Annotated in this window: 22 protein-coding genes and 1 riboswitch; of the genes, 15 read left to right on the top strand and 7 right to left on the bottom strand. The window is 70.7% G+C overall.

The annotated features are described in order from the left end of the window. Window positions 1-66: 66 nt before the first annotated feature. Genes FM051_RS15560 through FM051_RS15545 form a run of 4 tightly spaced genes read left to right on the top strand, consistent with a single transcriptional unit; the run spans window position 67 to window position 4,308 of the window. Window positions 67-969, top strand: coding sequence for an ABC transporter substrate-binding protein (locus FM051_RS15560; RefSeq protein WP_158843667.1), 903 nt, complete (start codon window positions 67-69; stop codon window positions 967-969). Next, a complete protein-coding gene (locus tag FM051_RS15555; protein WP_238412409.1) occupies window positions 959-1,819 on the top strand; it encodes an amino acid ABC transporter permease in 861 nt (286 codons plus the stop codon). The genes FM051_RS15560 and FM051_RS15555 overlap by 11 nt, the downstream gene beginning before the upstream one ends. Further along, on the top strand, window positions 1,816-2,574 hold the full coding sequence (locus FM051_RS15550) for an amino acid ABC transporter ATP-binding protein (RefSeq protein ID WP_158843666.1): 759 nt from the start codon (window positions 1,816-1,818) through the stop codon (window positions 2,572-2,574). The genes FM051_RS15555 and FM051_RS15550 overlap by 4 nt, the downstream gene beginning before the upstream one ends. Window positions 2,575-2,580: 6 nt before the next feature. Next, window positions 2,581-4,308: an aminotransferase class V-fold PLP-dependent enzyme gene (locus FM051_RS15545; protein WP_158844141.1), complete on the top strand. Its 1,728-nt coding sequence runs from the start codon at window positions 2,581-2,583 to the stop codon at window positions 4,306-4,308. On the opposite strand, the gene srmL is transcribed toward FM051_RS15545, so the two are convergent. After that, on the bottom strand, window positions 4,284-5,327 hold the full coding sequence (srmL, locus tag FM051_RS15540; RefSeq protein ID WP_158843665.1) for a PheS-related mystery ligase SrmL: 1,044 nt from the start codon (window positions 5,325-5,327) through the stop codon (window positions 4,284-4,286). The genes FM051_RS15545 and srmL overlap by 25 nt on opposite strands. A gap of 184 nt (window positions 5,328-5,511) precedes the next feature. On the opposite strand from srmL, the gene FM051_RS15535 reads away from it, so the two are divergent. Genes FM051_RS15535 through cobM form a run of 3 tightly spaced genes read left to right on the top strand, consistent with a single transcriptional unit; the run spans window position 5,512 to window position 7,818 of the window. Continuing rightward, window positions 5,512-5,904: a pyridoxamine 5'-phosphate oxidase family protein gene (locus FM051_RS15535; RefSeq protein WP_158843664.1), complete on the top strand. Its 393-nt coding sequence runs from the start codon at window positions 5,512-5,514 to the stop codon at window positions 5,902-5,904. Window positions 5,905-5,908: 4 nt separating this feature from the next. Continuing rightward, window positions 5,909-7,078 (top strand): precorrin-6y C5,15-methyltransferase (decarboxylating) subunit CbiE, encoded by a 1,170-nt coding sequence (gene cbiE, locus FM051_RS15530; RefSeq protein WP_158843663.1) that lies wholly within the window; start codon window positions 5,909-5,911, stop codon window positions 7,076-7,078. After that, window positions 7,075-7,818 carry a precorrin-4 C(11)-methyltransferase gene (cobM, locus tag FM051_RS15525; protein WP_158843662.1) on the top strand — a complete coding sequence of 248 codons (744 nt, stop codon included), beginning with the start codon at window positions 7,075-7,077 and terminating at the stop codon, window positions 7,816-7,818. The genes cbiE and cobM overlap by 4 nt, the downstream gene beginning before the upstream one ends. A 2-nt stretch (window positions 7,819-7,820) precedes the next feature. On the opposite strand, the gene FM051_RS15520 is transcribed toward cobM, so the two are convergent. Then, complete coding sequence (locus FM051_RS15520) at window positions 7,821-8,879, bottom strand: cobalt-precorrin-5B (C(1))-methyltransferase (protein ID WP_158843661.1); 1,059 nt, start codon at window positions 8,877-8,879, stop codon at window positions 7,821-7,823. A gap of 20 nt (window positions 8,880-8,899) precedes the next feature. Here FM051_RS15520 and FM051_RS15515 point away from each other — a divergent pair, with 20 nt between their 5' ends. Then, window positions 8,900-9,607: a cobalt-precorrin-6A reductase gene (locus tag FM051_RS15515; RefSeq protein WP_158843660.1), complete on the top strand. Its 708-nt coding sequence runs from the start codon at window positions 8,900-8,902 to the stop codon at window positions 9,605-9,607. Here FM051_RS15515 and cobJ read toward each other — a convergent pair. The 3 genes from cobJ to FM051_RS15500 are packed head-to-tail and all read right to left on the bottom strand — an operon-like array spanning window position 9,582 to window position 12,672. Further along, on the bottom strand, window positions 9,582-11,042 hold the full coding sequence (gene cobJ / locus FM051_RS15510; RefSeq protein ID WP_158843659.1) for a precorrin-3B C(17)-methyltransferase: 1,461 nt from the start codon (window positions 11,040-11,042) through the stop codon (window positions 9,582-9,584). The two genes, FM051_RS15515 and cobJ, sit on opposite strands and share 26 nt — an antisense overlap. After that, on the bottom strand, window positions 11,039-11,665 hold the full coding sequence (locus tag FM051_RS15505; protein ID WP_158843658.1) for a precorrin-8X methylmutase: 627 nt from the start codon (window positions 11,663-11,665) through the stop codon (window positions 11,039-11,041). Before FM051_RS15505 ends, cobJ begins: the two co-directional genes overlap by 4 nt. Next, window positions 11,662-12,672, bottom strand: coding sequence for a hypothetical protein (locus FM051_RS15500; protein WP_158843657.1), 1,011 nt, complete (start codon window positions 12,670-12,672; stop codon window positions 11,662-11,664). The genes FM051_RS15505 and FM051_RS15500 overlap by 4 nt, the downstream gene beginning before the upstream one ends. A gap of 8 nt (window positions 12,673-12,680) precedes the next feature. Further along, window positions 12,681-12,812, top strand: a riboswitch (cobalamin riboswitch). Between the two features lie 37 nt (window positions 12,813-12,849). Between FM051_RS15500 and cobN the strand changes: the two genes are divergently transcribed. Then, a complete protein-coding gene (gene cobN / locus FM051_RS15495) occupies window positions 12,850-16,500 on the top strand; it encodes a cobaltochelatase subunit CobN (protein WP_158843656.1) in 3,651 nt (1,216 codons plus the stop codon). Between the two features lie 91 nt (window positions 16,501-16,591). Here the strand turns inward: cobN and FM051_RS15490 are convergent, their stop codons facing one another. Continuing rightward, window positions 16,592-16,741, bottom strand: coding sequence for a hypothetical protein (locus tag FM051_RS15490; RefSeq protein WP_158843655.1), 150 nt, complete (start codon window positions 16,739-16,741; stop codon window positions 16,592-16,594). Window positions 16,742-17,043: 302 nt separating this feature from the next. Here FM051_RS15490 and FM051_RS15485 point away from each other — a divergent pair, with 302 nt between their 5' ends. From FM051_RS15485 to FM051_RS15460, 6 genes are all read left to right on the top strand, one after another. After that, complete coding sequence (locus FM051_RS15485) at window positions 17,044-18,330, top strand: ABC transporter substrate-binding protein (protein WP_158843654.1); 1,287 nt, start codon at window positions 17,044-17,046, stop codon at window positions 18,328-18,330. Continuing rightward, the gene (locus tag FM051_RS15480; protein ID WP_158843653.1) at window positions 18,330-19,334 is read left to right on the top strand and encodes a carbohydrate ABC transporter permease; all 1,005 of its coding nucleotides are present in this window, start codon (window positions 18,330-18,332) and stop codon (window positions 19,332-19,334) included. Before FM051_RS15485 ends, FM051_RS15480 begins: the two co-directional genes overlap by 1 nt. Then, on the top strand, window positions 19,334-20,236 hold the full coding sequence (locus tag FM051_RS15475; protein ID WP_158843652.1) for a carbohydrate ABC transporter permease: 903 nt from the start codon (window positions 19,334-19,336) through the stop codon (window positions 20,234-20,236). The genes FM051_RS15480 and FM051_RS15475 overlap by 1 nt, the downstream gene beginning before the upstream one ends. An 11-nt stretch (window positions 20,237-20,247) precedes the next feature. Then, window positions 20,248-21,669: a glycoside hydrolase family 1 protein gene (locus FM051_RS15470; RefSeq protein ID WP_158844139.1), complete on the top strand. Its 1,422-nt coding sequence runs from the start codon at window positions 20,248-20,250 to the stop codon at window positions 21,667-21,669. Then, window positions 21,666-22,697 carry a LacI family DNA-binding transcriptional regulator gene (locus FM051_RS15465; RefSeq protein ID WP_158843651.1) on the top strand — a complete coding sequence of 344 codons (1,032 nt, stop codon included), beginning with the start codon at window positions 21,666-21,668 and terminating at the stop codon, window positions 22,695-22,697. Before FM051_RS15470 ends, FM051_RS15465 begins: the two co-directional genes overlap by 4 nt. A 346-nt stretch (window positions 22,698-23,043) precedes the next feature. Next, window positions 23,044-25,794 (top strand): cellulose binding domain-containing protein, encoded by a 2,751-nt coding sequence (locus FM051_RS15460; RefSeq protein WP_158843650.1) that lies wholly within the window; start codon window positions 23,044-23,046, stop codon window positions 25,792-25,794. A 28-nt stretch (window positions 25,795-25,822) separates the two neighbouring features. Here the strand turns inward: FM051_RS15460 and FM051_RS15455 are convergent, their stop codons facing one another. Next, complete coding sequence (locus FM051_RS15455; protein ID WP_420803602.1) at window positions 25,823-26,242, bottom strand: LapA family protein; 420 nt, start codon at window positions 26,240-26,242, stop codon at window positions 25,823-25,825. Between the last annotated feature and the right edge of the window lie 6 nt (window positions 26,243-26,248).

Here is a 26,248-nt window from a genome sequence, read left to right as displayed (position 1 = left end):
ACGATATGTGGACGTCTTCAACAGAACGTTGTAGCTTTCGGGCCATCCGATCGCAGGAGGTGTGCCGTGCGCAGGACCGCAGCCCTCGCCCTGTCCCTGTTCGCGCTGGTCGCGTGCGGTTCGCCCGCCGAGGAGCAACCGGCCGGACCAGCCGACGACCTCCCGTCGACCGCGTCGATCGTGGAGGCGGTCACCAAGGACGACGCGCTGGCCGCGACCCTGCCCGCGGCGGTCGCGCAGGCGGGCAAGCTGCGCGTCGGCTCGAACATCCAGAACCCGCCGAACAACTTCTACGCCGCCGACGGCAAGACCCCGGTCGGTTCGGAGGTCGACCTGGTCAAGGCCGTCGGGGCCAAGCTGGGGCTGACCGTCGAGCACCAGGACATGGCGTTCAGCTCGCTCATCACGAGCCTCCAGGCGGGCCGGATCGACGTGACCATGGCCGCGATGAACGACACCCCCGAACGGCAGCAGGCGATCGACTTCGTGGACTACTTCACCTCCGGCATCACGATCATGGTGCAGAAGGGCAACCCGGCGGGCATCAAGGGTCCGGACGACCTGTGCGGGAAGGCGGTCGCGGTCAACCTCGGCTCCAGCCAGGAGACCTACGCCAAGGAGTTCAAGTGCCTGTCCGGCGACCCGATCTCGGTGACCGCCACCGACAGCGACACGCAGAACCAGAACCAGCTCCGCACCGGTCGGGTCGCCGCCATCCTCAACGACCTGCCCACCGCCGTCTACGTGGCCAAGACCGCGGGTGACGGCGAGTTCTTCGAGGTCGTGGACCTGGCCCCGATCAACGGCGGCCCGTACGGCATCGGCGTCAACAAGAGCACCCCGGAGCTGACCTCGGCCGTCCAGAAGGCGCTGCAGGCGCTCGTGGACGACGGCACCTACGGCAAGATCCTCGACGCCTGGGACGTGTCGCAGGGCGCGGTGACGAAGGTGACCGTCAATGGGCAGTGACATCGCACCGGGGGATGTCGAACAGAAGGACATCGCACCGGCGGACGAGCTGGTGGTCGTCCCGCTGCGGCACTGGGGGCGGTGGGTCGTCGGCGCGGTGATCCTGGCCGTGCTCGGCGCCCTCGGCTGGGCGCTGGCCGACGCGAAGATCGACTACGCCGCCGTGCCGGGGTTCTTCACCCACGACATCATGCTGCGCGGCCTGGTCAACACCGTCGTGCTGGCGTTGGTCGCCCAGGCCGGCGCGATCGTGCTCGGCATGGTCATCGCGCTGCTGCGCCGGTCGGCCAACCCGGTCGCCCGCTGGTTCGCCGCCGGGTACGTGTGGCTGTTCCGCGGCCTGCCGGTGCTGCTGCAGATCCTGCTGTGGTTCAACCTGGCGCTGGTCTTCGAGAACATCTCCGTCTTCGGGCTGTTCGAGGAGAAGACGAACGTCCTGGTGACGGCGTTCGTGGCGGCGCTGCTCGGGTTGGGGCTCAACGAGAGCGCGTACATGGCGGAGATCGTGCGGGCCGGGCTGAACAGCGTGGACCACGGTCAGGTGGAGGCGGCCAAGGCGATCGGCATGACGCCCGCGACCACGTTGCGCCGCGTCGTGCTGCCGCAGGCCATGCGGGTCATCATCCCGCCGACCGGCAACAACTTCATCAACATGCTCAAGGGCACGTCCATGGCGTCGGTCATCGGGTTCCTGGAGCTGATCCACGCGGCCAACAACATCGCCTCGCGCAACCTCCAGATCATGGAGACGCTGCTGGCCGCCGCCGCGTGGTACATGGTCGTGGTCAGCGTGGCGAGCGTCGGGCAGCACTTCCTGGAGCGCTACTACGGCAAGGGGGTGGCCCGGTGAGCCTCGTGCGGGCCGTGGGTGTGCGGAAGTCGTTCGGTCATACCGAGGTGTTGCGCGGCGTCGACCTGTCAGTGGACGCCGGTCAGGTGGTGTGCCTGCTCGGGCCGTCCGGCGCGGGCAAGTCGACGTTCCTGCGCTGCGTGAACCACCTGGAGACGATCGACGCGGGCCGGATCTGGGTCGACGGCCAGGCGGTCGGGTTCACCACGCGCGGCGGGAAGCTGTTCGAGCTGCGCGAGCGTGAGGCGGCGCGGCAGCGGCGGGGGATCGGCATGGTGTTCCAGCGGTTCAACCTGTTCCCCCACCGCACCGCTGTGGAGAACGTCGCCGAAGGTCCCGTGCACGTGCTCCGGACACCGCGTCGAGTGGCGTTGGAGGAGGCGCGGGCGTTGCTGGACCGGGTGGGGCTGGCGGACAAGGCCGGCTCGTACCCGCACCAGCTGTCCGGTGGCCAGCAGCAGCGGGTGGCGATCGCGCGGGCGTTGGCGATGCGGCCGAAGTTGATGCTGTTCGACGAGCCGACCTCCGCGCTCGACCCCGAGCTGGTCGGCGAGGTGTTGGACGTGATGGTGGACCTGGCCCGGGACGGCATGACGATGATCGTGGTGACGCACGAGGTCGGGTTCGCCCGGCAGGTCGCGGACTCGGTGGTGTTCATGGTGGACGGCGCGGTGGTCGAGGCCGGGCCGCCGGACCAGGTGCTGGACAATCCGCGACAGCAACGCACGCAGCAGTTCCTCGCGAAGGTGCTCTAGGTGGTCATGCGCATCCCGTCGTCCTACCTCGTCCAGTGCCGCGAGCCGGAGGGGTACCTGGACTTCGCCCGGTTCGGGCCGCCGTCGTTCGCGGTGGTGGACGCGTCCACGCGGCTGTTGGAGACGTCGGCGGCGGCCGGGCCGTCCACGGTGGACGACCTGATGCGGCAGGAGCTGAGGGCCAAGGCGGCGGTGGCCCGGCTGTGCCACGGGGACACCGACCACGTGACGTTGCTGCCGAACACCAGCACGGGTCTGTTCCAGGCGGCGCTGGGCGTCACCGGTCGGGTGCTGGTGTCGTCGGGGGAGTTCCCGGCGAACACCTACCCGTGGGCGCGGTCGCCCCGGGTCGACGTGGGGTGGCTGCCGGCCGGCCCGGTGACGGCCGACGTGGTGCGGGCGGCGTTGACGCCGGAGACGACGGCGGTGTCGGTGAGCGCGGTGGACTTCCGCACCGGGTACCGGGCGGACCTGGCGGCGTTGCGCGAGGCGGTCGGCGACCGGTTGCTGATCGTGGACGGTATCCAGGGGTTCGGGGTCGTGGACGAGCCGTGGGAGGTGGCCGACGTGCTCGTGGTCGGCGGCCAGAAGTGGCTGCGGGCGGGCTGGTCGACCGGTTTCATGACCCTGTCGGACCGCGCTCTGAGCCGGCTCGACCCGGTCCTGTCGGGCTGGACCGGCGCGGAGGACTCCGGGTTGTTCGACAACGCCATCCACCCCGTCGACGAAGGCGCGGCGGGCTGGTCGATCACCAACCTGAGCCCGATCGCGTCGGGCGCGTTGGCGGCGGCGTTGGAGCTGGTCGAGCTGGCCGGGGTCGAGTCGCTTTACGGTCGGATTGTTGAACAATCCGACGAGTTGGTCGAGGTCATCCACGCGGCGGGCGGCGAGGTCGTCTCGGCGACGGACCGCCGGGCGGGCATCCTCGCGTTCACCCTGCCGGACCACCCGCCCTCGGTGATCGGTGCGGCGCTGGTGGAAGCGGGCGTGACGGCCACCGTGCGGCCGGAGCACGTCCGCCTCTCACCGCACGCCTCGACCACGTCCGAGACCATCGCGCGCTTCGCCACCGCGTTGAAGGAGATCCGCAAACCCGCCGCCACCACTGTCGACGTGCCGCGCGAGACCTCCCGGGTGCCCGCGGTGACCTCCGACGTGCTCACGGCGTTGATCCCGACGGTCAACAGCCTGGCCGAGGCGTTGGGACCGGGCACCGAGGTCGTCCTGCACGACCTCGGCGCCCTGCCCAACTCGATCATCGCCATCGCCGGCGACCTCACCGGCCGCAGCGTCGGCGGCCCGATGACCGACCTGCTGCTCGGCCTGGTCCGCCGGGGCACCACGCAGGACCTCGCGGGCTACGAGACCTACGCCCCGGACGGCCGGGTGATCCACTCGTCCACCGTGTTCCTGCGTGACGCCCGGGGCGTGGCCGTCGGCTGCCTGTGCGTGAACAGCGACCCCGGACCCAACCGGCGACCGGAGAACGCCGTGTCGGCCGTCGAAGCGTTCCCCGGTGACGTGGACACCCTCCAACGCCTCCTGGTCGAACGCGCCGTGACGGCCGTCGGCGTGCCCGTGGAGTTGATGAAGAAGTCCCACAAGTCCCAGGTGGTGCGCGTCCTGGACGAGGCGGGCCTGTTCCTCATCCGCGACTCCGTCGACTACCTCGCGGGCGTGCTCGGCGTGACCCGGTACACGATCTACAACTACCTCAACGAGATCAGGGGCTGATCGCCTTCGTGCACGGCCGCGTAGGCGGCGTCACGGGCGGCGTTGGCCTCGTCGTCGGTGAGGGTCCGGGTGGGGTGGCGGAGGACCAGGCGCAGCAGCACGTTCTTCTGGTCCGGGCGAGCGCCGAGTCTGGCGACGGCGGCCGGTGGAAGGTCGTGGATCGGAGTCTCGCTCACTACGACGACCTCTTCGACCAGGTCACCGACTGCGGCCCGCACCACGTCACCGATGGTCTCGGTGTCGGCGTCCGGGTCGACCGCCACCGAGATGTCGCGGGTGATCGGCGGGTGTTTGGACACCGGCCGGTACGGGGTCAGATCCAGCATCTGGGCGGCCACGCGCGGGTCGTCGGAGGACAGCAGGCGGATGTCCGGGATGCCCTTGCGCAGCATCAGCAGCCGGTCCAGGCCCATGCCCATGGCGAGGCCGTGCACCTCGTCGGGCAGCCACGCCCGGCGCAGCACGTGCCGGGCCGCCAGACCGCACTCGGCCACCTCCAGCCACTCGCCGTCCACGAGCACGTCCACCTGACGTCCGGCAGACGTGTACGGGTGGGACGCGGGCGTGGTGCGGTAGCGCAGACCGGGCACGGCGGCCGTGATCACGGCGTCGATCAACTCGTCCAGGTCGGCCCGGTGGTGGGAGATCCGCCACACGTCGAGCTGGTGCGGCGTGCCGGAGTGCACCCGGTCGACCGCGTCACGGCGGTACACCATGCCGACGCACGCCAGCGTCACGTCGTCCCAGCCCTGCTCGGTGCCGAGCAGCCGCAGGGCGGGCGGCACCATGGCCGACGTGTGGCTGCGCAGCATCCGGTTCCCGCTGGTGTAGCGCGTGTAGCGGGCGTCGCGCGTGATGGCGTCCGGCGGGTAGCCCAACGCGGTGTAGTTGTCGTCGATCGACACCTCCGGGTGGTCGCGCAGCACGCGCAGCTCACCCGGCAGGGCGGTGGTGATCTCGTTGACGAGGAGTTGCACGGCGTGCGGCCCGTACGTGGGGTCGCTGAGGTCGCGAGGCATCGCGGGTGGTCCCTTCGAGCGGTGGTGGACATCGGCTGGAGGGATCCCCCGAGCCGGTCCGCCACCGGGACCACGTGAACTAGCGCACGCCGCAGGCCCCAGCGACCGGGTCTCCCGGCCGGGGGCGGCTAAATCGACGTGTCACGTTTTTCACCCTAGCCGGTGCGTGCCGCATGATGCACGCATGTTGTCGACCAAGGGCGAGGACTTCCGCGCGTTCTGGACCGAGCGCCACCTGTGCACGCTGACCACGATCCGCGCGGACGGCACGCCGCACGTCGTGCCGGTGGGCGTCACGCTGGACGTGGACACCGCCACCGCGCGGGTGATCAGCTCGCGCGGCTCGCACAAGGTCCGCCAGATCCTCGCCGCCGGCGACGGTGGCCTGCCCGCCGCCGTGTGCCAAGTGGACGGACGCCGCTGGTCGACGCTGGAGGGCCGGGCGGTGGTGCGGGTCGAGTCGGAGGCGGTCGAGGACGCCGTGCGGCGTTACGCCGACCGCTACCGCACGCCCCGGCCGAACCCCGAACGCGTGGTGATCGAGATCGCCGTCTCCCGCGTCCTGGGCACGGTCTGAGTCCGTGGTCGTCACCGTCACCGTCATCGGCATCGGGGCCGACGGTTGGGAGGGCCTGCCGCACGCGTCGCGCCACGAGATCGCGTCGTGCGAGGTGCTGATGGGCAGCACCCGCCAGCTCGACCTGATCCCCGGTCCCCTCCTGGATCAACGAGTCGAACGGGTGCCGTGGCCGTCACCGCTGGTACCGGCCCTGCCGGGGCTGCTGGCCCGGTACGAGGGCCGGCGGGTGGGCGTGCTGGCCAGCGGCGACCCGATGTTCCACGGCATCGGCACGACCCTGGTCCGGCTGCTGGGCTCCGAACACGTCCGCGTGGTGCCGCACCCGTCGTCGGTGTCCCTGGCGTGCGCCCGCCTGGGGTGGGCGCTGGACGAGGTGGACGTGGTCAGCCTGGTCGGCAAGCCCGCCGCGCTCCTCGTCCCGCACCTGCACCCCGGACGGCGGGTGCTGGTGCTCGGCGGCTACCCGCCCGAGGTGGCCGCTCTGGCGCCGGACGCGCGGCTGACCGTGCTGGAGCAGCTGGGCGGGCCCCGGGAGCGGGTCCACCACGACCTCGACTCCGCCGACCCGTTGCACGTGCTCGCGGTCGAGTGCGGTGCGGACGGCGCGTCGCTGACGCCGGGCCGTCCGGACGACACCTACGAGCACGACGGGCAGTTGACCAAGCGGGAGGTGCGCGCGGTGACGTTGTCGCTGCTCGCGCCGCGTCCCGGTGAGCTGCTGTGGGACGTCGGCGCGGGTGCGGGCAGCATCGCCGTCGAGTGGTGCCGGACCCACCCGAGCTGCCGGGCGATTGCCGTGGAGCAGCACGTCGAGCGCGCTGCGCGCATCACACGCAACGCCACGACGTTGGGTGTGCCGAACGTCCGGGTGGTCGTCGGGTCGTCGCCCGGTGTTCTGGATCTCGAGGCACCGGACGCCGTGTTCATCGGTGGCGGTCTCACTGTCGAAGGCGTGGTCGAACGTTGCTGGGACGCGCTCCGGCCCGGTGGGCGGCTGGTCGCCAACGCCGTCACGCTGGAGTCGGAGGCCGTGCTCACGCGGTGGCACGCCCGGCTCGGCGGTGACCTGACCCGGATCGAGATCAGCCGGGGGACCGCGATCGGCGGCTTCACCGGCTGGCGCCCGCAGATGCCCGTGACCACGTGGGCTGTGACGAAGGAGAACCAGTGACCGTCCACTTCATCGGCGCCGGGCCCGGCGCGGCCGACCTGCTGACCCTGCGGGCGGCCCGGCTCATCGCGGAGTCCCCGGTGTGCCTGTACGCGGGCGCGCTGGTGCCGGTCGAAGTGCTCGAACACTGCCCGCCCGGTGCCCGCCTGGTGGACACCGCGTCGCTGGACCTGGACCAGATCATCACCGAACTCGCCGCCGCCCACGCCGCCGGGCAGCAGGTGGCGCGGCTGCACTCGGGCGACCCGTCGGTGTTCAGCGCGATGGCGGAGCAGATGCGCCGCCTGGACGCCCTGGGCATCCCGTACGACGTGACGCCGGGCGTGCCCGCCTTCGCCGCCGCCGCTGCGGCGCTGAACCGTGAGCTGACCGTTCCGGGGGTGGGGCAGACCGTCATCCTGACCCGCACGTCGGCCCGCGCGACGCCCATGCCGCCGGGCGAGGACCTGGCCACGTTGGGCCGGTCCGGGGCCACCCTCGTGCTGCACCTGGCCGTGCAGCGGATCGCGGAGGTGGTGGCGGATCTGCTGCCGAACTACGGCGCGGACTGCCCGGTCGCGGTGGTCGCCCGTGCCAGCCGTGACGACGAGCTGGTCTTGCGCGGCACGCTCGCCGACATCGCAGACCAGGTGCTGGCGGCAGGCGTGAAACGGACCGCCGTCATCGTCGTGGGCAAGGTCCTGGCCGCCGAGGGCTTCCCGGACAGCCACCTCTACTCGACCACCCGCTGTCGGTCATGACCTCAGGCCCTGCCGACGATCGTGCCCGCGCGGTCGATCACGATGACGTCCACCGCGACGGGAGCGCCGCGCAGCACGTCGTCCGCCGTCGCCTTGGCCCGCACCGCCACCAGGTCACCCAACGGCACCCCGGCCGCCTGGCACACCTGCAAGGCCCCGAGCGCCGTGTTCGCCCCCGTCACCGCCGAGGCCACCGCGGGATCGCCCACCAGCGACGCCAGGAACCCCAGGTCGACCTGCGAACGCCCGGAGTGCAGGTCCAGGTGCCCGTCCGCCAGCTTGGACAGCTTCCCGATCCCGCCCGCGATGGTCAGCCGGGCCACGGGATGACGGCGCAGGTACTTCAACACCGCCCCGGCGAAGTCGCCCATGTCCAGCAACGCGTCCTCGGGCAGCCCGTGCACCGCCGCCGCGACCTTCTCCGACGTGCTCCCGGTGCACCCGGCCACGTGCTGGTACCCCTGCGCACGCGCCACGTCGATGCCGCGCCGGATGCTGTCGATCCACGCCGAGCACGAGTACGGCACCACGATCCCGGTCGTCCCGAGGATCGACAGTCCACCCAGGATCCCCAGCCTCGGGTTCCACGTCTTGCGCGCCAACTCCTCGCCGTGCTCGACCGAGATCGACACGACCACGTCCCCGCTGCCGCCGTGCTCAAGAGCCACCCGCGCGATGTGCTCACGCATCATCTGCCTCGGCACGGGGTTGATCGCGGGCTCGCCCACCGGCAGCGGCAGGCCGGGCTTGGTCACCGTGCCCACGCCGGGACCTGCCTCGAACACCACCCCGCTGCCCGGCGCACCGTGCCGGACCGTCGACCCGACCAACGCGCCGTGCGTGACGTCCGGGTCGTCGCCCGCGTCCTTCACGATCGCGGCGAACGCCCGGTCGGCGGACAGCGATTCACGGGCCAGCGCGAACGACGGCGTCTGGCCCTTCGGCAGCACGATCCGCACCGGGTCGGGGAACTCGCCGGTGAGCAGCGCCGTGTACGCCGCCGTGGTGGCGGCGGTGGCGCAGGCGCCGGTCGTCCAGCCGAAGCGCAGGTTCGTGCTCACGACGTCAGGATGCAACAGCCATGAGGACCGTGCTGGTACTGGGTGGCACGAGTGAGGCCCGTGAACTGGCCGCCCAGCTCACCGGCTTCCGGCTGATCTCGTCGCTGGCCGGCCGGGTGGCCGACCCGAAGCTGCCCGAGGGCGAGGTCCGCATCGGCGGTTTCGGCGGTGTCGAAGGGCTCGTCGCCTACCTCGAAGCCGAACACGTCGACGCGGTCGTGGACGCCACGCACCCGTTCGCCGACCGCATCACCGCGAACGCCCTCGCCGCCACCACCGCGACCGGCACCCCGTTCCTGGTGCTGCGCCGTCCCGGCTGGCCGCCCGAGGACGACTGGCAGTACGTGGACACCGTCGCCGAGGCGGCCGAACTCGTCGCCGGCCGCCGGGCGTTCATCACCACCGGACGCCAGGAGCTGGCCGCGTTCACCAGCGGTGTGGCGCGCACCGTCGACCCGCCCGACCCGCCGAACCCCCGCCTCGACCTCGTGCTCGACCGCGGACCGTACACAGTGGACGGTGAACTGGAGCTCATGCGCGAACACCGCGTCGAGGTCCTGGTCACCAAGGACAGCGGCGGCCCGATGACGGCGGCCAAGCTGACCGCCGCCCGTCACCTCGGCATCCCAGTCGTCGTCGTGCGCCGACCGCCACCACCGGAAGCACCGCTGGTGGAGACGGTCGCCGAGGCGGTCGACTGGCTCACCCGGGGTAGCGGCGCGGGGTGAACACCGTGCCGCGCGCACTGACCCGGGTCTGCGACGAGCCGATCAGCAGCAGGCACCGCATGTCCACAGTGGACGCGTCCAGTTCGGCCAGTGGCACCACGCGAACGGATTCCTCCGGCCCGCCGACGTCCCGCCCGATGACCACCGGCGTGTCGGGGGAGCGGTGCTTGAGCAGCAGGTCCCGCGCCGACTCCACCTGCCACGTCCGGCTGCGCGACGCCGGGTTGTAGATCGCCAGCACCAGATCGGCCTTGGCCGCCGCCTCCAGCCGCTCCTCGATCACGTCCCACGGCTTGAGCCGGTCCGACAGCGACACCACGCAGTAGTCGTGCCCCAACGGCGCGCCGACCCGGCTGGCCACCGCGTGCGCCGCGGTCAAGCCCGGCAGCACCCGCACCGGCACGTCCGAGAACTGCTCCTCGGTCGCCACCTCCAGCACCGCGCTGGCCATCGCGAACACACCCGGATCGCCGGACGACACCACCGCGACCCGCCGTCCGCGCTTGGCCAGGTCCAGCGCGAACGCCGCCCGTTCGGCCTCCACCTTGTTGTCCGACGCGTGCCGGCGCTGCCGGGGGTTCACCGGCACCCGGTTCAGGTAGGTCACGTACCCGACCAGGTCGTCGGCGTCCGCCAACGCCCGACGGGCCTCCGGCGTCAACCACTCCGGCCCGGCCGGCCCCAGCCCGACCACCACGACCTCGCCGCCACGTTCCGAACGCGGAGGCGCGGGCCTGCTCGGCAGCAGCGCCAACGAGAAGTACGGCACACCATCGGCGTCCACTTCGGACAGCGGCGCGGTGCGCTGCGCCCCGGTCGTCGCCCGCTCGACGTACCAGGCCTCGTCCAGCCGCCCGGCCTTCGTCAACGCCTCGCGCACCTGCGGGAACGTCCGCCCCAGCTTCATGATCGCCACCGGGTCGCCGCCCGCGAGGTGCTCCGCCAACGCGTCCGCCGACAACGTCCCCGGCAGCACGGTCAGCACCTCGTCCCGCTCCACCAACGGCCGCCCGATCACCGCCGCACCGGCGCTCACCGACGTCACCCCCGGCACGACCTCGGCCTCGTACCGGTGCGCCAACCGCTTGTGCAGGTGCATGTAGGAGCCGTAGAAGAACGGGTCACCCGCCGCCAGCACCACCACGACACGCCCGGCGTCCAAGTGGGCGGCCAACCGTGCCGCGCACTCCTCGTAGAACGCGTCGATCTCACCCTGGTAGTCGTCGGAGTCCTCGGTCGTGACGGGGTAGACCAGCTGCTCCTCGATCTGCCCGTCCCGCATGTACGGCGCGGCGATCCGGCGCGCCACACTCCGCCCGTGACGGGCGCTGTGGAACACCACCACGTCCGCCTCGCCGATCAGCCGCGCCGCCTTGACGGTCACCAGCTCCGGGTCGCCCGGACCCACCCCGACCCCGTACAGCCTGCCCGTCATTCTTCCTCGCTCGCGATCGCGTTGATCGCCGCCGCGGTCATGGCGCTGCCGCCCCGACGCCCGCGCACGACCAGGTGCTCCAACCCGAGATCGTTGGCCGCCAACGCGTCCTTCGACTCGGCCGCGCCGATGAAGCCCACCGGCACACCCAGCACGGCGGCCGGCCGTGGCGCGCCGGCCGCGATCATGTCCAGCAGGTGGAACAACGCGGTCGGCGCGTTGCCGATGGCGACCACCGCGCCGTCCAGCCTGTCCCGCCACAGCTCCAGCGCGGCGGCACTGCGCGTGTTGCCCATCTCCGCCGCCAACCCCGGCACCCGCGGATCGCCCAACGTGCACACGACCTCGTTGTCCGCGGGCAGCCGACGCCGGGTCACGCCCGCCGCGACCATCTGCGCGTCGCACAGGATCGGCGCACCCGCCAGCAACGCCGCCCTGGCGGCACGCACCACGCCGGGTGAGTGGTCGACGTCCGAGACCAGGTCGACCATCCCGCAGGCGTGGATCATCCGCACCACCACCCGGGCGACGTCCGACGGGAACCGCGCCAGATCGGCCTCGGCGCGGATGGTGGCGAAGGAACGGCGGTAGATCTCCGCGCCGTCCTTGACGTAGCTGGTCAACTGATCTCCTCGTACCCGTCGCCGGTCGCGACGAACTCCACCACGTCGCCGGCCGGCCGCCCGCACCGCCGTGCGCAGCCCGACCAGTGCACGCGACCCGGCGCGTTCCGGGTGTCGATCCAGCGGGTCGCGTCGGCCCGCACGTCGGCCAGCGACTTCGCGCACCCCGGCCGGCCGGTGCAGGCGCTCACGCCGTGCCACGGCGAGTCCGGCGAGGTGAACAGCCCAGTGGTGTCCGTGCCGACCGGCAGCACCAGGCTCCGCCACGGCGTGAGCCGCACCGGCACACCGGCGAGCAGGCGCGCGTCCAACCGCCCCAACGGCACGCCCGCCACGACGGCGGAACCGTGCACGCCCGGTGCGACCGGCGTCACAGCGGGATCGATCCTGGACGGGTGCGGAATGCCCAGGGCCTCGGTGATCTTCCGCACACCGCCGTCCACTTCGGACAGCCGCCACGCGTCGCCGCGGATCTCCTGGAAGACCCGTGCGGCGGTCACCACGGCGTCTACTGGATCGGTCACGCGAAGCCCGCAATCCCGCCCGGCCAGGAACAACGCGTCACCGACGAGCCCGATGTCACCCGCCAGGCCGCTCACCGCGCCACCCACCGTGACCAGGAACCGACCGGGCAGGAACGCCAGTTCAGGCACCGCGCACAAGGCGGCGTCGAGCGCGTCGACCAACGCCTGGTTGTCCTCCAACGGCGCGGCGATGATGTTGCGCATCCGCTCGTGCGTCACGGAAGGCAGCAGGCCGACCTCGCGCAGCCGACCGCCCAACTCCAGCTCCGCGCCCGGCGCCAGGCCCCTGATCTGCGCGTTCGCCCGTGAGGTCAGCTCGATCCAGCCGTCGCCGAGTTCCAGTGCGGCGGTGCGCAGGACGTCGAACTGCGTCGCGCTCAACGTGCCGCCGGGCACCCGCACGCGCGCCAACCCGCCGTCGGCGGCCTGGTGCACGTCGACGGCTCCGGGGCAGGCGTCCGGGCGAACTCGGTCGGTGGACATGGGCTGGATGCTAACCGCCGGTTAGGGTGACATCCGAACGGCGAAGCAACAGGAGGAAGCCGGTGTGAATCCGGCGCGGTCCCGCCACTGTGACCGGGAGAAGTCCCGGGAGCCAGGAACTCCGCTAGCCGTCCCCTACGACTTGGGGCGAGGACCCCCGAGGGATGGAGCCCGCACGTGATCCTGCTGTTGTCGACCTCCGACACGGACCTGCTGTCCGCCCGCGCGAGTGGCGCGGACTACCGCCTGGCCAACCCCGCCCGCACCGCCGTGGACGACCTCCCGGCGCTGGTGGAGGGCGTCGACCTGGTGGTCGTGCGCATCCTCGGCGGACGCCGGATGTGGGAGGAGGGGCTGGACTGGCTGCTGGCCCGGCCGCTCCCGGTCGTCGTGCTGGGCGGCGAGCAGAACCCCGACGCCCCGCTGATGGAGCTGTCCACCGTTCCCGGCGGTGTGTGCGCGGAGGCGCACGCGTACCTGGCCCACGGCGGCGCGGTGAACCTCGCGCAGCTGTACAACTTCCTGTCCGACACGGTGCTGCTCACCGGCCACGGCTTCACCCCGCCCGAGCCGACCCCCACCTGGGGCGTGCTGGAGCGTGAGCCCGCGGGCAGCGGTGCCGGTGACAGTGACGGTGCCGGCAAAAGTGACGGTGCCGGCAAAAGTGACGGTGCCGGCAAAAGTGACGGCCCGACCATCGCGGTCCTGTACTACCGCGCTCACCACGTGGCCGGGAACACGGCGTTCGTGCACGCGTTGTGCGACGCGATCGAGGCCAAGGGCGGCCGGCCGCTGCCGATCTTCTGCGCCTCGCTGCGCTCGGCGGACGCGGAGCTCCTGACCGAGCTGGGCAAGGCGGACGCCCTGGTGGTCACCGTGCTCGCGGCCGGCGGCACCAAGCCCGCCGACGCGTCCGCAGGCGGTGACGACGACGCGTGGGACGTGGGCGCGTTGGCCGCCCTCGACGTCCCCATCCTCCAGGCGCTGTGCCTGACCAGCAGCCGTGCCGCGTGGGACGAGAACGACGACGGGCTGTCCCCTTTGGACACCGCGACCCAGGTGGCGATCCCCGAGTTCGACGGCCGGATCATCACGGTGCCGTTCTCGTTCAAGGAGATCGACGAGGACGGCCTCACCGTCTACGTGGCCGACGAGGAGCGCGCGTCGCGGGTCGCGGGCATCGCCGTCCGCCACGGCAGGCTCCGCCACATCCCGCCGGCCGAACGCCGGATCGCGGTCATGCTCTCGGCGTACCCGACCAAGCACTCCCGCATCGGCAACGCGGTGGGCCTGGACACGCCGGCGAGCGTCGTGCGGCTGCTCACCGCGATGAAGGACCACGGCTACGACATCGGTGACGACCTGCCCGGCGTGGCGAACCTGGACGGCGACGCGTTGATCCACGCCCTCATCGCGGCCGGCGGCCAGGACGCCGACTGGCTCACCGAGGAGCAGATCCGGGGCAACCCCGTCCGACTCCCGGCGGCCCGTTACAGGCAGTGGTTCGCCACCCTTCCGGAGGACACCCGGCAGGACATGGAGCAGCACTGGGGTGCGGCTCCCGGTGACCTGTTCGTCGACCGGTCGAAGGACAAGGACGGCGAGATCGTCCTGGCCGCCCTCCGCTCCGGCAACGTCGTGGTCATGGTCCAGCCGCCGCGCGGCTTCGGCGAGAACCCGATCGCCATCTACCACGACCCGGACCTGCCGCCGAGCCACCACTACCTGGCCGCGTACCGCTGGCTGGAGGACGAGTTCGGCGCCGACGCCGTGGTGCACGTCGGCAAGCACGGCAACCTCGAATGGCTGCCCGGCAAGACCGTCGGCATGTCGGCGGGCTGCGGCCCCGACGCCGCCCTCGGCGACCTGCCGCTGATCTACCCGTTCCTGGTCAACGACCCGGGCGAGGGCACCCAGGCGAAACGGCGGGCGCACGCCACCCTCGTGGACCACCTCGTGCCGCCGATGGCCAGGGCCGACAGCTACGGCGACATCGCCAGGCTCGAACAGCTCCTGGACGAGCACGGCAACATCGCCGCGATGGACCCGGCCAAGCTGCCCGCGATCCGGGCCCAGATCTGGACCCTCATCCAGGCCGCCAAGCTCGACCACGACCTCGGCCTCGACGACCGGCCGCACGACGCCGAGTTCGACGAGCTGATCCTGCACGTCGACGGCTGGCTGTGCGAGGTGAAGGACGTCCAGATCCGCGACGGCCTGCACATCCTCGGCGAGGCGCCCACCGGCGAGACCAGGGTCAACCTGGTGCTGTCCATCCTCCAGGCCAAGCAGATGTGGGCGGGCCAGGTCGCCGCCCTGCCGGGCCTGCGCGAGGCCCTGGGCCTGGCCGAGGCCAGGACCGGCGCGGCCAACGCCCGGACCGACACGGACCGGGTCGAGTCGGAGGCCCGCGCACTCGTCCAGGCCATGGAAGACGCCGGGTGGGACGTGGCCGCGGCGCGGACCCTCACCGAGAACGAGGACGTCGCCAGGATCCTGGAGTTCGCGGCCGTCGAGGTCGTGCCCAGGCTGGCCCGCACCACGGACGAGATGACCAACGTCCTGCACGCCCTCGACGGTGGTTACGTCCCGGCCGGTCCCAGCGGCTCGCCGCTGCGCGGCCTGGTGAACGTCCTGCCGACCGGTCGCAACTTCTACTCGGTGGACCCCAAGGCGGTGCCGTCCCGCCTGGCCTGGGAGACCGGTCAGGCCATGGCCGACTCGCTCCTGGACCGTTACCGCGCGGAAACGGGGGAGTGGCCGCCGTCCGTGGGCCTGTCCGTCTGGGGCACCAGCGCCATGCGCACGGCCGGTGACGACATCGCCGAGGTGCTCGCCCTGATGGGTGTCCGGCCCACCTGGGACGACCAGTCCCGCCGGGTGACCGGCCTGGAGGCGATCCCGCTCGCCGAGCTGAACCGGCCGCGGATCGACGTCACCGTCCGGATCAGCGGTTTCTTCCGCGACGCGTTCCCGCACGTGGTCGCGTTGCTCGACGACGCGGTGCGACTCGTGGCCGACCTGGACGAGTCGGCGGCGGACAACTACGTCCGGGCGCACGCCCAGGCCGACCTGGCGCAGCACAACGACGCGCGCAGGGCGACCATGCGCATCTTCGGCAGCAAGCCGGGCGCGTACGGCGCCGGTCTGCTCCCGCTCATCGACAGCCGGAACTGGCGCGACGACGCCGACCTGGCCGAGGTGTACGCGGTGTGGGGCGGCTACGCCTACGGCCGTGAACTCGACGGGGTGGAAGCGCGTCCGGCGATGGAGAGCGCCTACAAGCGCATCGCCGTCGCGGCGAAGAACATCGACACGCGTGAACACGACATCGCCGATTCGGACGACTACTTCCAGTACCACGGCGGAATGATCGCCACGGTCCGCGCGCTCACCGGCAAAGCCCCTGCCGCCTACGTAGGCGACAGCACCCGGCCGGACGCCGTGCGGACCAGGACCCTGCACGAGGAGACGAACCGGATCTTCCGCGCCCGCGTGGTCAACCCGAGGTGGCTGGCCGCGATGCGCAAGCACGGTTACAAGGGCGCGTTCGAACTCGCTGCCACGGTCGACTACCTGTTCGGCTACGACGCCACCACGGGGGTGGTCGCGGACTGGATGTACGAGCAGCTCGCGGCGAGCTACGTGCTGGACCCGGAGAACCGGAAGTTCCTGGCCGAGTCGAACCCGTGGGCGCTGCACGGCATCTCGGAACGGCTGCTGGAGGCGGCGAACCGGGGCATGTGGGAGCACCCGGAAGCCGAGACGCTGGAAGCGTTGCAGAACGCCTACCTGGAAACCGAGGGCGACCTCGAAGACGGCCGGTAGCAGGGGCACGGCCCTCGGGGATCACGTGGTTTCGAAACCCGCGTGATCGACCGAGGGCCGTGCCTGTCTGACGTGGGTGGACGTCACTCGATCAGCGGACGCCCTGCATCTCGTATTGGGACCCCTGGCCGTCTGCTCCGATGCTGACCAAGCTCGGGACGGGCTCCAGCTTGATCGTCGCGTCGCCGATGTTGAGAACGCTGTCGGCGTTGAAGACGACGATCTGCTGGACATCGCCCATAGGGGATGTCCATCGATCATCGAACGCCAGGACGGGTCATCGGAGCCGGCGGCGGTGCCCGTGGGTTCTGTGAGCGGAAGCGGCCCAAGGGCGCAGCGGAGCGTGTCCGACCGGCCTACGCGCAGTGTCTGAACGGAGTACGGGCGGCACGGCTGGCAGAATCGGTCCAGGTCGGCAAACGACGCAGGATCGGTAACAGCGCGGACACGAGAGCTTGACACAACTCCGTGGCGCGAACCACACTTCCGCAAAACCTGGGAGCGCTCCCAGAACGTTCACCGCCGATCAACTGAGGAGTTCTCGTGCGCTACCGTCGAGCAGGCTTGGCCAAAGTCCTGGCCTGCACAGCAGTGCTTGCCGCAGCCGCCACGGCCTGCGGCTCGGGCGGGTCCGGAACGTCGCCCGACGGCAAGGTCGAGCTGACCATCGCGACCTTCAACGAGTTCGGCTACGAGGACCTCCTCAAGGAGTACGAAGCCGCCAACCCGAACGTCAAGGTCACCCAGCGCAAGACCGGCCAGGCCGCGCCGCACCACCAGAACCTGTTCACCAAGCTGGGCGCGGGCTCCGGTCTGGCCGACGTGGAGGCCATCGAAGAGGGCTTCCTCAGCCAGGTCATGGCCAAGTCGGGCCAGTTCGAGAACCTCAAGGACATCGGCCCGAAGGACGTCAAGGACGACCGCTGGCTGAAGTGGAAGGTCGACGCCGTCACCACCAAGGACGGCAAGCTCGTCGGCTACGGCACCGACATCGGCCCGCTGGCCATGTGCTACCGCAAGGACCTCTTCGAGGCCGCCGGCCTGCCGTCGGACCCCGAGGGCGTGAAGGCCCTCTTCGCCACCTGGGACTCGTACTTCGAGGCCGGTGACAAGTACGTCGCGGCGACGCAGAAGCCGTGGTTCGACTCCGCCGCGCAGATCTTCAACCCGATGCACAACCAGGCGAAGGTCGGCTACTACGACAAGGACGACAAGCTCGTCATCGAGACCAACGACGACAAGAAGATCTTCGACCAGGTCACCGGCGCGGTCGCGCGCGGCCAGTCGGCCAAGCTCGCCGCGTGGAGCAAGGAGTGGGAGAAGGGCTTCAAGGAGTCGGCCTTCGCCACCAAGACCTGCCCGTCCTGGATGCTGGGTGTCATCGCGGGCAACGCCGGCGACGCGCACAAGGGCAAGTGGGCCGTCACCGCGGCGTTCCCCGGCGGCGGCGGCAACTGGGGCGGCTCGTACCTGACCGTCCCGAAGCAGGGCAAGAACAAGGCCGAGGCCGCCAAGCTCGCCGCGTGGCTGACCGCGCCGGAGCAGCAGATCAAGGCGTTCAAGGCCAAGGGCCCGTTCCCCAGCCAGACCGAGGCCCTGACCTCGCCGGAGCTGCTGGACCAGGTCAACGAGTACTTCGGTGGCGAGAAGGTCGGCCTGCTGTTCGCCGAGCAGGCCAAGAAGGTCGCGCAGGCCCAGTACAAGGGGCCGAAGGACGGTGAGATCCAGGACAACGTGGTCTCGCCCGCCCTCACGTCGGTCGAGCAGGGCACCTCGCCTGCGGACGCCTGGAAGACGGTCATCGAGGGAGCCCAGAAGGCTGCCAAGTAATGACGACCGAACTCACGGTCACGCGCGGGCGGGGCGCCGAGCCCCGCCCGCCGCGGCGCGACGACAACGATGACATCGGTCCGGAGAAGCTCGGCTGGCGGCATCGGCTGACCCACCTGGACGTGAAGTTCTCGCCGTACCTGTACATCGCCCCGTTCTTCGTCCTGTTCGCCCTGGTGGGCCTGTTCCCGCTGGTCTACACCGCCTACGTCTCCCTGTTCGACTGGGAGCTGGGCGCGGACGAAACGCCGTTCGTCGGGATCGACAACTACACCACGCTGTTGGCCGACTCGCAGTTCTGGAACGCGATGGTCAACACGCTGAGCATCTTCGCGATCTCCACGATCCCGCAGGTGATCATCGCGGTGCTGCTGGCCGCGCTGCTCAACACGGCGCTGCGCGGGCGGACCGGCTGGCGGATGGGCGTGCTGCTGCCCTACGTGGCCAGCCTCGTCGCCCTGACCATCATCTTCGGCGACCTGTTCGGCGTGCAGTACGGCACGATCAACGACGTGCTGGAGGCGATCGGGTTCGGCCGGATCGACTGGCAGGCCGACCGCTGGTGGAGCCACATCGCCATCGCGACCATGGTCAACTGGCGGTGGACCGGCTACAACGCCCTCATCGTGCTGGCCGCCATGCAGGCCATCCCGCGCGACGTCTACGAGGCGGCCTGGGTGGACGGCGCGAGCAAGGTGCGCCAGTTCATCAGCATCACGCTGCCCATGCTGCGCCCCACGCTGATCTTCGTGATCGTCACGTCGACCATCGGCGGGCTCCAGATCTTCACCGAGCCCCTGCTGTTCTCGCCGTCCGCGGGCACCAGCGGCGGCGCGACCAACCAGTACCAGACGGTCGTGCTCTACATGTACGAGTCCGGCTTCCGGAGCCTGAACCTCGGCTACGCCTCGGCGATGGCCTGGGTCCTGTTCCTCGTGATCATCGTGATCGCCGGGATCAACTTCCTGCTCACCCGCAGGCTCGCGTCCAGTGGGGAGGCGTGATGGCCACCATCGCAGATCGCCCGGCACCGTCCACCACCACCGGGGCCAAGCGCCCGAAGCCCAGGCGCTCGAAGGCGGGATCGCTCGCCGAGCGGCGCCCGAGCTTCGTCGTCTACGGCATCCTGATCGCGTTCATCCTCGGCTCGGCGTTCCCGTTCTACTGGTCGTTCCTCGTGGCCAGCCACGACGACGGCGAGTTCACCTCCGACGCGCCCCTGCTGCCCGGCGGCAAGTTCTTCGTCAACGCGGGCCGGGTGCTGGACACCATCCCGTTCTGGAAGGCGCTGGGCAACAGCATCCTCGTCTCCGGCACGGTCACGCTGTCCGTGGTCGTGCTGTCCACGCTGGCCGGGTTCGCGTTCGCCAAACTGCGGTTCAAGGGCCGCGGACCGCTGATGGTCTTCGTGGTCGCCACGCTCGCCGTGCCCACGCAGCTCGGCGTCATCCCGCTCTACATGGCGATGGCGGAGTACGGCTGGTCCGGCACCCTCGGCGCGGTGATCATCCCCAACCTGGTGACCGCGTTCGGCGTGTTCTGGATGCGCCAGTACATCGCCGACGCCGTGCCGGACGAGCTGATCGAGGCGGCCCGCATGGACGGGTGCAGCATGATCCGCACGTTCTGGCACGTGTGCCTGCCCGCGGTGCGCCCGGCCGCGGCCATGCTCGGCATCTTCACGTTCATGATGTCGTGGAACGACTTCCTCTGGCCGCTGATCGTGCTCAACGCCGACAACCCGACGATGCAGGTCGCCCTGGAGAAGTTGCAGAGCGGCTACTACGTCGACAACTCGCTCGTGCTCGCCGGGACCACGATGGCCACGGTCCCGATTCTGATCGTCTTCCTCGTACTCGGTCGGCAGATCGTCGCCGGGATCATGCAGGGTGCTGTGAAGGGGTAGCTGTGGAGTCGATTTCCTTTCCCGAGGGATTCGTGTGGGGCGCCGCGACCGCGGCGTTCCAGATCGAAGGAGCGACCACCGAGGACGGTCGCACCGCGTCCATCTGGGACACGTTCTGCAAGGTTCCCGGCGCGGTGGTCGGTGGTGACACGGGCGACCCCGCCGTCGACCACTACCACCGAGTGGACGAGGACGTCCAGCTGATGGTCGACCTCGGCCTGCACGCCTACCGGTTCTCCACGGCGTGGCCGCGCATCCGCCCGGACGCCGGTCCGGTCAACCAGGCCGGCCTGGACTTCTACTCCCGGCTGGTCGACAAGCTGCTCGAGAACAACATCACCCCGTGGCTGACCCTCTACCACTGGGACCTCCCGCAGACCCTCGAGGACGAGGGCGGCTGGGCCAACCGGGACACCGCGTACCGCTTCGCCGAGTACGCCGAGTCGGTCGTCGGCGCGCTGGGCGACCGGGTGGACAACTGGACCACGCTCAACGAGCCGTGGTGCTCGTCGCTGCTCAGCTACGCCGCCGGCGTCCACGCGCCCGGTCGCCAGGAGCCGGAGGCCGCCGTCGCGGCCGTGCACCACCTGCTGCTGGCCCACGGCCTGGCCACCGCGGCGATCCGCGAGCAGGCGCCGAACGCCAAGATCGGCATCACGCTCAACATGTACCCGATCATCCCGGCGGACCCGGACGACCCGGCCGACCTCGACGCCGCCCGCCGGCTCGACGGCCTGCAGAACCGGATCTTCCTGGACCCGCTGTTCAAGGGCGAGTACCCGGCGGACATCGTGGAGGACCTGGAGCCGTACGGCTTCTCGAAGCACATCCGCGAGAACGACCTGGAGATCATCTCCGCGCCGTTGGACCAGCTGGGCGTCAACTACTACGCCGAGCACTTCGTCAGCGGCACCCCCGCACCGGACTCCGCTGCGTCCGATTCTTCGGGCCAGGTCCAGACCAACGGACGTCGCCCGACCGGGTCACCGTGGGTCGGAGCGGAGCACGTCACGTTCCCCAGCCGCGGCCTGCCGCGCACCGACATGGACTGGGAGGTGCAGCCGGACGGCCTCTACAAGGTGCTCGTGCGGGTGCACCAGGACTACCCCGACATCCCCCTGTACGTCACCGAGAACGGCGCCGCCTACCGCGACTCCGTCAACGACGACGGCTCGATCCACGACACCGAGCGGCTGGGCTACATCGAGTCGCACCTGAGGGCGGCTCACGCGGCCATCGAGGCCGGTGTCGACCTCCGCGGCTACTTCGCGTGGTCGCTGATGGACAACTTCGAGTGGGCCGAGGGCTACGCCAAGCGGTTCGGGATCGTGCATGTCGACTACGAGACCCAGGTCCGGACGCCTAAGATGAGCGCCATGTGGTACTCGCAGGTTGCCCGTGGCAACGCTCTCGCGGCGACGGTCGCTCCGTGACAGATGCCGTTGACCCGCCCAAGGCGCGACGACCCAACACCCGGCTCGAGGAGGTCGCTCGGGCAGCCGGGGTGTCGAAGTCGACCGTGTCCCGGGTGATCAACGGCGAGCCGTACGTCAGCTCGAAGGCGCGCGAGGCCGTGCACCAGGCCATCGGGAAGCTCGGCTACAGCCCCAACCAGGCGGCTCGGACGCTCGCGGGCAGCCGGGCCAACTGCATCGCCCTGGTCGTGTCCGAGCAGGGCAGCCGGGTGCTGGCCGACCCGTTCTTCGCCGGCGTGCTGCGCGGCGTGCACGCCGAGTTGGCGGGCAAGCGGGTGCAGCTCGTCCTCATGATGAGCAAGGAAGGCGACGAGCAGGACCTCGTCAACTACCTCTGCGGCGGTCACGTGGACGGCGTGCTGGTGATCAGCCTGCACGGTCAGGACCCGCTGCCCCGCACGCTCGCCGACGCGGGCCTGCCGACCGTGGTCGGCGGCAGGCCCCTCGGCGCCGGTGGAGTGCCCTATGTGGACTCGGACAACTTCAACGGCGCCATGGAGGCGGCTCGCTACCTGGTCTCGCTGGGTCGCAAGCGCATCGCCACCATCGCCGGTCCGCGGGACATGGCGGTGGGCATGGACCGGCTCTCGGGCTGGAAGCGCGGGCTGAGCCAGGCCCGGCTCGACACCGACCTGGTCGCGTACGGCGACTTCACCCCGGAGAGCGGCGCGGTCGCCATGGCCGACCTGCTCAAACGGGCACCGGACCTGGACGCGGTCTTCGTCGGCGCGGACATCATGGCACTGGGCGCGTTGCAGACCCTGCACGCGCACGGCAAGCGGGTGCCCGACGACGTGGCCGTGGTCGGGTTCGACGACCTGATGATCGCCTCCACCGCGGTGCCGCCGCTGACCACGATCCGGCAGGACGTGGAGCAGTTGGGGCGCACCATGACGTGGCGGCTCATGGCGGAGCTGGCCGGCGAGGAGAACCTCCCGCCGTTCCTGCTCCTGCCGACCGCGATGGTCACCCGGTCGAGCGCCTGAACGGGCGCTGACCGACCTCGCGTCCGACCCCGTCTCGAACCGGGTCCGGCCCCCGTCCGGATCTTGACGAGCGTGCCGCGACCCGAGCCCCAGGCTCGGGTCGCGGCCTTTTTCGAAGCGATTCGACGCTCGGTTCGACGCATTCGACACCAACGGGCTGAACACATCTCGCACTTCACTCGGATGGCGTAGCTCGCCCTCTTGCCGCCGACCGATTCGCCTGGCTACGGTCCAATTCTGCAAACTCTGGGAGCGCTCCCAGAGTTTGCGCACAGCCCGGGGGGAGGCGGATCCCTCTCGCCCACCGCCTCCTCCCACCCCCCCTGCGCAAAGGAGCGCAACAGCCATGAGACGACGGCTTCTGGCGTTGACCACCGCGGCCGTGGCCGCACTGGGTGTCGTGCTGGTCTCCACCGCGACGAGCCCGGCGGCGGAGCCCTCCGCCACGGGGATCGTCCAGCCGCACAACTGGCGCAACGTGGAGATCGCGGGCGGCGGGTTCGTGCCGGGCATCGTGTTCAGCCCGGCCGAGAAGGACCTGATCTACGCGCGCACCGACATCGGCGGCGCGTACCGGTGGGACAAGACCACCGGCCGCTGGATCCCGTTGCTGGACTGGGTCGGCTGGGACAAGTGGGGCTACAACGGCGTGGCGAGCATCGCGCCGGACCCCAAGAACGCGGACAAGGTGTACGCCGCCGTCGGCATGTACACCAACAGCTGGGACCCCAACAACGGCGCGATCCTGCGCTCCTCGGACCGCGGCAGGACGTGGCAGACGACCCAGCTGCCGTTCAAGGTCGGCGGCAACATGCCGGGCCGCGGCATGGGCGAGCGGCTGTCCGTCGACCCCAACGACGGCCGGGTGCTGTACTTCGGCGCGCCCAGCGGCAAGGGCCTGTGGCGCAGCACCGACAGCGGCGCCACGTGGTCGCAGGTGACGAGCTTCCCCAACCCCGGCAACTACGTCGCCGACCCCAACGACCCCAACGGCTACGCCAACGACATCCAGGGCGTGGTCTGGGTGACCTACGACCCGCGCTCCTCGACGGCGGGCAGCCCCACGAAGACGATCTACGTCGGCGTCGCCGACAAGGAGAACACCGTCTACCGCAGCACGGACGCGGGCGCGACGTGGACCCGGCTGGCCGGCCAGCCGACCGGCTACATCGCGCACCAGGGCGAGCTGGACACCGCGGGCGGCTTCCTCTACCTGGCCACCAGCGACACCGGCGGCCCGTACGACGGCGGCAAGGGCGACGTGTGGAAGTACAACACCGCGACCGGCGCCTGGACCCAGATCAGCCCCGTCCCGTCCAGCAGCTCCGACGACTACTTCGGCTACAGCGGTCTCACCATCGACCGGCAGAACCCGAACACGCTGATGGTCGCCACCCAGATCTCCTGGTGGCCGGACATCATCATCTTCCGCAGCACCGACGGCGGCGCGACGTGGACGCGGGCGTGGGACTTCACCAGTTTTCCGAACCGCAGCTTCCGCTACACCATGGACATCAGCTCCTCGCCGTGGCTGAGCTTCGGCGAGAACCCGCAGCCGCCGGAGGTCACGCCGAAGCTGGGCTGGATGGTCGAGTCGCTGGAGATCGACCCGTTCGACTCCAACCGGATGATGTACGGCACGGGCGCCACCATCTACGGCGCCACGGACCTGCTGAAGTGGGACAACGGCGGCCAGATCACCATCAGGCCCACCGCGGCGGGCCTGGAGGAGACCGCGGTGCTCGACCTGGTCAGCCCGCCGACGGGCGCGCCGCTGATCAGCGGTCTCGGTGACATCGGCGGGTTCCGGCACACGGACCTGACCAAGGTGCCGGCGATGATGTTCCAGCAGCCGTACTTCACCACCACCAGGAGCCTGGACTACGCGGAGAAGAACCCGGCGGTCATGGTGCGGTCGGGCGACTTCGACAAGACCGCGCGGCCCAACGACATGCGGGCGGCGTTCTCCACCGACGGCGGCGCGAACTGGTTCCAGGGCAGCGAACCCGGCGGCGTCACCGGTGGCGGCACGATCGCCGCGGCGGCGGACGGCAGCCGGTTCCTGTGGAGCCCGCAGGGCGCGGGCGTGCACTACTCGGTGGGCTTCGGCAACTCGTGGACGCCGTCCACCGGCATCCCGGCCGGCGCCGTGGTCGAATCCGACCGGGTCAACCCGAACAAGTTCTACGGGCTGGCGAACGACACCGTCTACCTCAGCACGGACGGCGGCGCGACGTTCACCGCGGGCGCGACCGCGGACGTGAGCAAGCTGCACGCGGTGCCCGGCCACGAAGGGCACCTCTGGCTGGCGGGCGAGGGCGGCGTCTTCCGCTCGACCGACTCCGCCGCGACCGTCACGGAGATCTGGCCCGATTCCGTCACCAGCGCGGTCAACATCGGCTTCGGCAAGCCCAGGGAGGGCAACACCTATCCCGCGCTCTACGCGGTGATGACCCTCAACGGCAAGACCGGCGTGTACCGGTCCGACGACGAGGCCGGCCGGGGCTGGGTGCAGATCAACGACGACGCCCACCAGTACGGGAACATGGGTGAGGCCATCACCGGTGACCCGCGCGTCTACGGCCGCGTCTACCTGGGCACCAACGGGCGCGGCATCCTCGTCGCCGACCCGAACGGCGGCATCACCACCATTCACCCCACGAGCACTACGAGCACCACGCCCACGTCGACGAGCCCGACCTCGTCGACCACCACCACCACCACGACCACCACCACCACTGGGCCGACCACGACCACCACGAGCCAGCCGCCGGCCGGCGCGTGTGAGGTGCGGTACCAGGTCGTCAGCCAGTGGGGAGGCGGCTTCACCGGGTCGGTGAAGATCACCAACCGGGGCACCGGCGCCGTCACGGGCTGGAGCCTGGGCTGGTCGTTCGCGAACGGCCAGCAGATCACCAACAGTTGGAACGGCAAGGCGTCGCAGTCCGGCGCCGCCGTGACGGTGACCAACGAGGGCTGGAACGGGACCATCGCGGCGGGTGGCTCGGTGGACTTCGGATTCCAGGCGAGCTGGCAGGGCAGCAACGTCACACCCACCGGCTTCACGCTGAACGGCAGGACCTGTTCGACGGTCTGAGGCCCCGATGGGTCCAGCCCCGATGGGTCTAGCGCAGCCCTCGTTTGGCCTGGCGGCGCAGCTGCATGATCCGGGCTGCGCCGACCAGGGCCACCACGATCGCGCCGGCGATCGCCGCGAACAGCAGCGCCACGCCCAGCGGCAGCGTGCCCGCCAGGCCGAGGAAGTTGATCGTGGCGCCGGTGAGGTTCTGCAGGATGAACACCAGCAGCACGATCAGCACGACGATCGAGGCCAGCACCGCGACCCAGGTGCCGCTGATCCTGGTCGGCTTGAGCTTCGCGGGCGGCCCGGCCGCCAGGTCCGGTGTGCCGGGTGAGGCGATCGGCGGCGGCGTGGGTTCGACGGTGCTCGGCCCGGTGTCGCGCGGACCCACCGCCGGCGGGCCGTCCGGTACCGGGCTCGCGGGCAGCGCTTCGGTGCGGTCGTCGTCACGCGGGGTGGTCACGGCGTG

It is taken from the genome of Saccharothrix deserti (genome assembly GCF_009769385.1).
Taxonomy (GTDB): Bacteria; Actinomycetota; Actinomycetes; order Mycobacteriales; family Pseudonocardiaceae; genus Actinosynnema; species Actinosynnema deserti.
The sequence above is the reverse complement of the archived record's forward strand: the minus strand, read 5'-3'. Positions and strand labels throughout refer to the sequence as shown.

Coding starts and splice junctions, on each gene's coding strand:
- FM051_RS15555 (WP_238412409.1), top strand. CDS start 959: ATGGGCAGTGACATCGCACCGGGGGATGTCGAACAGAAGGACATCGCA.
- FM051_RS15545 (WP_158844141.1), top strand. CDS start 2,581: ATGCGCATCCCGTCGTCCTACCTCGTCCAGTGCCGCGAGCCGGAGGGG.
- srmL (WP_158843665.1), bottom strand. CDS start 5,327: ATGCCTCGCGACCTCAGCGACCCCACGTACGGGCCGCACGCCGTGCAA.
- FM051_RS15535 (WP_158843664.1), top strand. CDS start 5,512: ATGTTGTCGACCAAGGGCGAGGACTTCCGCGCGTTCTGGACCGAGCGC.
- FM051_RS15515 (WP_158843660.1), top strand. CDS start 8,900: ATGAGGACCGTGCTGGTACTGGGTGGCACGAGTGAGGCCCGTGAACTG.
- cobJ (WP_158843659.1), bottom strand. CDS start 11,042: ATGACGGGCAGGCTGTACGGGGTCGGGGTGGGTCCGGGCGACCCGGAG.
- FM051_RS15500 (WP_158843657.1), bottom strand. CDS start 12,672: ATGTCCACCGACCGAGTTCGCCCGGACGCCTGCCCCGGAGCCGTCGAC.
- FM051_RS15490 (WP_158843655.1), bottom strand. CDS start 16,741: ATGGGCGATGTCCAGCAGATCGTCGTCTTCAACGCCGACAGCGTTCTC.
- FM051_RS15480 (WP_158843653.1), top strand. CDS start 18,330: ATGACGACCGAACTCACGGTCACGCGCGGGCGGGGCGCCGAGCCCCGC.
- FM051_RS15475 (WP_158843652.1), top strand. CDS start 19,334: ATGGCCACCATCGCAGATCGCCCGGCACCGTCCACCACCACCGGGGCC.
- FM051_RS15460 (WP_158843650.1), top strand. CDS start 23,044: ATGAGACGACGGCTTCTGGCGTTGACCACCGCGGCCGTGGCCGCACTG.